The organism is Mycolicibacterium arseniciresistens (genome assembly GCF_030519285.1).
Lineage (GTDB): Bacteria > Actinomycetota > Actinomycetes > Mycobacteriales > Mycobacteriaceae > Mycobacterium > Mycobacterium arseniciresistens.
Map to the genome: position 1 here is coordinate 1 of NZ_JAUMSQ010000388.1, position 6,471 is coordinate 6,471.

Below are 6,471 nucleotides of genomic sequence, written 5' to 3' on the forward strand. Positions count from 1 at the left end.
GAGGACCGCCGGACCGCCCGCCGTCACGCACGGCGGGCTGATCCGGACCCGACGGCCGTCGATCTCGACCGCTTCGCCCCGAATCATCCGCAGCACCAATGCCAATCGCTGGTCGGCCGACCGCCCGCGGGTGCGCTGCTCCACCCCGAAGTGTTCGTACTCCGCCTCGCGATGCCCGATCCCGAAGGCATAGGACACCCTGCCCCGGCTGATGATGTCCAGCGCGGCCATCTCCTCGGCCAGCCGCACCGGATCCCAGAACGGGATCGGTACGGCGGCAAGCAGGATGCCGAGTTGCCGGGTGCGAGCGGCGATCGCGGCCGCCAGCAGGTGCGGTGCGGCCAGGTGTCCATCGTCGGTGGCATGGTGCTCGGAGAGGACGGCGACGAGCGCACCGCGCGTCTCGGCCCACTCGCACATCTCCACGGCCGCCGCATACAGGTCGGGCCGGGCTGCGGCCCCCGCCGACGTCCGCATGTCGAACCGCATGGTGAACATCAACGCCACCTCGCAGCAGGAGCCGTCACGGTGTGCGACTCTAACCTAACTTTTGTTCTGTGTAGCCGAATGCGAGGATTCGCCGGGCTTTTCCGTACCACACCCGGTGTCCTGCCGGATTCATGTCACCTGGATCGGTCCGACCCTTGACCGGCCTGGTAGCTACTGTTACTTTCCGGAGCAAACGTTAGGTTTTATTCCGAGGTGGAGGGCCCATGATCAACGCCGGAACGCCGTCAGCGGCACCGCACCGGGTCGTCGTCTGGTCGACGGGCGGGATCGGGTCCATCGCGATCCGGACGATCGACGCGCGACCCGACCTCGACCTCGTCGGGGTCTGGGTCCACTCGCCGGACAAGGTCGGCAAGGATGCCGGCGAGCTCGCCAACGGCGAGCCGATCGGGCTGGCCACCACCGGCGACGCCGACGAACTGATCGCGCTGCGGCCGGACTGCGTGGTGTACGCCGCGAGCGGCCCGGAACGCGACGCGCTGGCCATCCCCGACTACGTCAAGCTGCTCAGCGCGGGGATCAACGTCGTGACCACCAGCACCACACGGTTGGTCAACCCGCAGGCCTACGAACCGGCCGAATGGCGGGACCAGCTCGTCACCGCCGCGAAGGAGGGCCAGGCCTCGCTCTACGCGTCGGGGATCGAACCCGGTTTCGCCGCCGACTATCTGCCGCTGGTCCTCGCCACCCAATCGTCGTCCATCGAAAAGATCCACTGTTTCGAGATGGGGCTGTATGACGACTACGGCGTCCCGGACATCATGAGCGACGCGCTGGGATTCGGCAGGCCCCTCGAGTACGAGCCGTGGATCGGCTTCCCCGGCGCCATCGCCGGCGAATGGCAGGGCCAGATCCGGCTCGTCGCCGACGCACTCGGTGTCGAGGTGCAGGAGGTCCGCGAGACCTTCGACCGTGCGGTGACCGACCGGACGCTCGAGGTCGCCATGGGCACCGTCGAAGCCGGGACCTGTGGCGCACTGCGCATGCAGGCGATCGGGATCGTCGACGGCCGCGAGGCCGTCGTGATCGAACACGTCACCCGCCTCGCCCACGACGTCGCGCCGGACTGGCCGCGGGGTATCGGCGACCTCTCCTACCGTGTGCAGATCACCGGAGACCCCGACATCGACTGCACGCTGGCGTCCACCCTGCGCGACCCGGTACGGGCCGGGATTCCCGAAATGACCTCCGGTGCAGGGGCGATGGTGTCGACGGCTATGCGCGTGGTGAACGCGATCCCCTATGTCGCCGCGGCGCATCCGGGCCTGCTGAGCTCCGTCGACCTGCCCCTGACCATTCCGCGGCACTCGTTCGCGGGGGGCTGACCGGCGGACCGGCACACCATCGGATCGCGGGACGGGGGGAAGGAGCAGGGGTGAAGGCCGCAGTCGTGCGTCCACTGATGGGCGTCGCAAGCGTCGCGCTCGTCATCGGACTGGTGGCATTGTCCGCGACGTTCTTCCGCGACGGCTTCGCCGAATCGGTCCCTCTGACAGTGCTGTCACCCCGCGCCGGCCTGGTGATGAACCCCGATGCCAAGGTCCAGATCCACGGCGTCCAGATCGGCAAGGTCGAGGCGATCGACGACCTGCCCGATGGCCGCGCGGCCATCCGGTTGTCGATCGAACCGCGCCAGGCCGATGTCATCCCCGCCAACGTCAACGTCCACATCGCGTCGACAACAGTGTTCGGCGCCAAAGTGATTCGGCTGATCCCACCCGAACATCCGTCGGAGGCATCGATCCAGCCGGGTCAGGTGCTCGACACCGACCGGGTGATGCTCGAGGTGAACACCCTCTTCGAGCAGCTTGTCTCGGTGCTCTCGACGGTGCAGCCGGAAAAGCTCAGCGAGACGCTCGGCGCCATCGCCGCGGCGGTGAACGGCCGTGGCGATCGGATCGGCACCGCACTGCAGGATCTCAATTCCGCACTGGCGAAGATCAACCCGCATCTCGACGCATTGAACCATGACCTGGCCACGGCGCCCGGGGTGCTCGCCGCCTACGCCGACGCCGCGCCCGATCTGCTGACCGTCGCAGACAACGCCGCCACGCTCAGTCGCACCGTGGTCGACCGGCAGGACGACCTGGACACACTGCTCGTCAGCCTCATCGGCCTGGGCGACGTCGGCACCCCGGTGCTGGAGCAGAACCGCCAGCCGCTCGCCGACGTGCTGCGGCTGCTGACACCGGTCACCACTCTGACCGACGACTACCGCGGCGCGCTCACCTGCGGACTCCAGTCGCTGAACGTGATGTCGAACAACGGACCGCTCAACGTGCCCGGCGTGGAGGTGCTCGCCGGATTCTTCTGGGGGCAGGAGCGTTACCGGTACCCGGCGGACCTGCCGAAGGTCGCCGCGACGGGCGGCCCGCAGTGCACCGACCTGCCCGCCGTGCCGTACGGCAAAGCGCCGCCGTTCGTCATCGCCGACACCGGCGCCAATCCCTGGAAGTACAACAACCGCGGCATCGTGCTCAACTCCGACCTGCTCAAGCAGATTCTGTTCGGCCCGCAGGACGGCCCGCCCCGCAACAGCGCCCAGATCGGGCAACCCGGATGAGTCGCAGGCCCGGCGTGCCCGCCGTCCGGATCGGCGCGTTCACCGTGGTGATGCTGACACTCACCGCCTGCCTGTTCGCCGTGTTCGGTCAGTACCGCACCGGCCCGACCAACGAGTACTCCGCCGTCTTCACCGACGTCTCCAGCCTTCGCGCCGGAGAGACGGTGCGCTACGCCGGGGTGCGGGTCGGCAGCGTGAAAGAGCTTTCTCTGCAGGACGACAAGAGCATCGTGGTGACCTTCGATGCCGACCGTGCGGTGGTGTTGACCACCGGGACACGCGCGGTGGTGCGGTATCTCAACCTCGTCGGTGACCGCTTCCTGGAACTGGTCGACGACGTGGGCGAGACGACGCTCCTGCCCGCCGGAGCCCGTATCCCCGCCGACCGGACCGCACCGGCACTCGATCTCGATCTGCTGCTCGGCGGTCTGAAACCGGTGATTCGGGGCCTCAACGCAGACGACGTCAACGCACTGTCCGCCTCACTCATCCAGATCGTCCAGGGGCAGGGCGACGCCGCGGAATCGCTGCTCTCCCGGACGTCGTCGTTCTCCAACGCGCTGGCCGACAAGAGTCAGGTCATCGACCAGGTGATCGAGAACCTGCGCACGACGCTCGCGACGCTCAGCGATCAGGGCGACGAATTCTCCGGTGCGTTGGACCGCCTCGAGCGCCTGGTCTCCGAACTGGCCGTCGAACGCGAACCGATCGGCACCGCCATCGACTCGCTGGCCGCAGGCACCGCCTCGCTCACCGACCTGCTCGACGATACCCGCGCGCCGCTGGCCGCCACGGTCGACGAACTCAGCGCCCTGGCACCGAATCTGGTCAACGAGCTGGACCGTCTCGAGACCGCGTTGGTCAAGGCGCCCGAGAACTACCGCAAGCTGGTGCGCATCGGCTCCTACGGCAGCTTCGTCAACTACTACATCTGCTCGCTCGGCGTGCGCGTCACCGATCTGCAGGGCCGGACCGCGGTCTTCCCGGTCTACTCGCAGGACGGCGGAAGGTGCGCTGAGAACTGATGCTCAAATACCGCGGCGCAGGGGTCATCCGGGCCGGCTTCATCGGCCTGGTGCTGGCCGTGCTGATCGTGGCCGTCGGGCTCTCGCCGGAGAGGCTGATCGGCTGGGCGACGTCGGTCCGCCACCAGGCGGTGTTCGCCGACGCCAGCGGGCTGGCGGTGGGTAACAAGGTGACGATCTCCGGGATGACCATCGGCACCGTCACCGGCATCTCGCTGCAGGACCCCAACGCGCTGATCACCTTCACCACGGACGGCAAGGTGGACCTCGGGTCGCAAACCACGGCCCACATCCGTACGGGCACGCTGCTGGGTGAGCGCGTGCTGGCGCTGGAGTCGTCCGGCGAGGGCACGCTGGGGCAGGCCGACGTGATCCCGCTGTCGCGCACCTTCTCTCCGTACACGCTGACCGACGCTGTCGGTGAGCTCACCAGCAACACCGCCGCCACCGACACTGGCGATGTCAACATGGCGCTGGACACCCTGTCGACGACGATCGACCAGATCGCCCCGCAGCTCGGACCGACATTCGACGGTTTGACGCGGATCTCGAAGGCACTCAACGAACGCGACGACTCTCTCGGCGCGCTGTTCGCCAGCGGCCGCGACGTCACCGAGATCCTCGCCGGGCGCAGTGATCAGATCTCCACCCTGATCCTCAATGCCGACGCGCTGGTGGGCACGCTGTCGGAGCGGCGACAGGTCATCGTGGAACTGCTGGCCTACACATCGGCCCTCGCCGAACAGGTGTCCGGGCTGGTGCGTGACAACGAGCAGGAGCTCGCCCCCACCCTCGATCAGCTGAACGAAGTACTCGCGATGCTCGAACGCCAGCGCGACAACATCGCCACCGCGCTGCCGCGTCTGGCCAAGTTCCAGATCACCCTCGGCGAGACGGTCGCCAGCGGCCCGTTCTACTCCGCCTACATCCCGAACCTGGACCTGCCGTTCGTCCTGCAGCCGTTCTTCGACTACGCGTTCGGCTTCCGGCGCGGCGTCAATGCCGGACAGCCACCCGACAACGTCGGGCCCAGGGCGGAGATACCGTTCCCGCGCAACGGTATTCCCGAGAGACCGCCGCGATGACCCGACCCGCACTGGTGCGGTCCGCCGCCGTGACACTCGTCGTGCTGATCGTCGCCGCCGGCGCCTTCCTCGTCCACCGGCACGTGTTCCGCCCGACCGCCATCACCGCGATCTTCACCAGCGCCAGCTCCATCTACCCCGGTGACGAGGTCCGGATCGCCGGCGTAAAGGTGGGCACCGTCACCGGGATCCAGCCCGACGGAACCCAGACCCTGCTGACCATGGAGGTCGCTCACGGGGTCCGGGTGGCCGCCGCCGCCAAAGCCGTGATCGTCGCGCAGAACCTCGTGTCGGCCCGCTTCGTCGGGCTCACCCCGTCCGGTGGCGAAGGCCCCACCATGCCCGACGGCGGGGTGATTCCGCTGGACCGGACCGCTGTACCCGTCGAATGGGACGAGGTCAAGGAGCAGCTGAACCGCCTGGCCACCGACCTGGGGCCGACCGGGCCGGTGTCGACGAGTTCGGTCGGCCGGTTCATCGACAGCGCCGCCGGTGCGATGGAGGGCAACGGAGCGAAGCTGCGCCAAACGGTGTCCCAACTGGCCGGCATCAGCAGGGTCCTCGCCAACGGAAGCGGCGACATCACCGCCATGATCGAGAATCTCCAGACGTTCGTCGCGGTGCTGCGCGACAGCAATGAGCAGATCGTCTCGTTCCAGGACCGGCTCGCCACCCTGTCGAGCGTTCTCGACGGAAGTCGCGACGACCTCGACGCGGCCCTTACCAACCTGTCCGAGGCCGTGGGCGACGTGCAGCGCTTCGTGGCGGGCAGCCGTGACCGGACGTCCGAACAGCTACAGCGCCTGGTGAATGTGACGCAGAACCTGGTCGACCATCAGCCCGACCTGGAACAGGTCCTGCACATCGCGCCCTCGGCGATCGCCAACGCCTACAACATGATGGATCCGCGCACCGGAGGCGCCAGCGGCGTGTTCATCTTCAACAACATGGCCAACCCGACGCTGTTCTTCTGCGGCATGATCGGCGCGCTCGAGAACGCCACCTCCAGCGAGACCAGCAAGCTCTGTTCGCAGTTCCTCGGCCCCGGGCTGGACCGGCTGAACTTCAACTTGCTTCCGTTTCCGATCAACCCGCTTCTCACCTCGGTCCCCTCCCCCGGCAAGCTGATCTACACCGACCCCAAATTGATGCCGGGTGGGCCCGGCACCACGTCCGACCCAATACCGATCGCGCCCGACGACTCGGCCTACCAACCCGTAGGTGGCGGCGCCCCGCCCGCGGGACCGCCGCCTCCGGGACCACCGCCGGGCCCATCCGCGCCGCCCCC

Annotated in this window: 6 protein-coding genes; 5 read left to right on the forward strand and 1 reads right to left on the reverse strand. The window is 68.0% G+C overall.

The annotated features are described in order from the left end of the window. A partial coding sequence (locus Q2100_RS28945; RefSeq protein WP_302916800.1) for an LLM class flavin-dependent oxidoreductase occupies window positions 1-498 on the reverse strand: 498 nt, incomplete at its 3' end. A 215-nt stretch (window positions 499-713) separates the two neighbouring features. Here Q2100_RS28945 and Q2100_RS28950 point away from each other — a divergent pair. The 5 genes from Q2100_RS28950 to Q2100_RS28970 form a co-directional block, all read left to right on the forward strand. Then, a complete protein-coding gene (locus Q2100_RS28950) occupies window positions 714-1,835 on the forward strand; it encodes an NAD(P)H-dependent amine dehydrogenase family protein (RefSeq protein WP_302916801.1) in 1,122 nt (373 codons plus the stop codon). Window positions 1,836-1,885: 50 nt separating this feature from the next. Then, entirely contained in the window at window positions 1,886-3,073 is a 1,188-nt protein-coding gene (locus Q2100_RS28955) for an MCE family protein (protein ID WP_302916802.1), read from the forward strand. Then, window positions 3,070-4,098: an MCE family protein gene (locus tag Q2100_RS28960; RefSeq protein ID WP_302916803.1), complete on the forward strand. Its 1,029-nt coding sequence runs from the start codon at window positions 3,070-3,072 to the stop codon at window positions 4,096-4,098. Before Q2100_RS28955 ends, Q2100_RS28960 begins: the two co-directional genes overlap by 4 nt. Further along, entirely contained in the window at window positions 4,098-5,183 is a 1,086-nt protein-coding gene (locus Q2100_RS28965) for an MCE family protein (RefSeq protein WP_302916804.1), read from the forward strand. The genes Q2100_RS28960 and Q2100_RS28965 overlap by 1 nt, the downstream gene beginning before the upstream one ends. Next, window positions 5,180-6,471, forward strand: a 1,292-nt coding sequence (locus Q2100_RS28970) for an MCE family protein (protein ID WP_302916805.1), incomplete at its 3' end; no start/stop codon positions are given. The genes Q2100_RS28965 and Q2100_RS28970, both read left to right, overlap by 4 nt.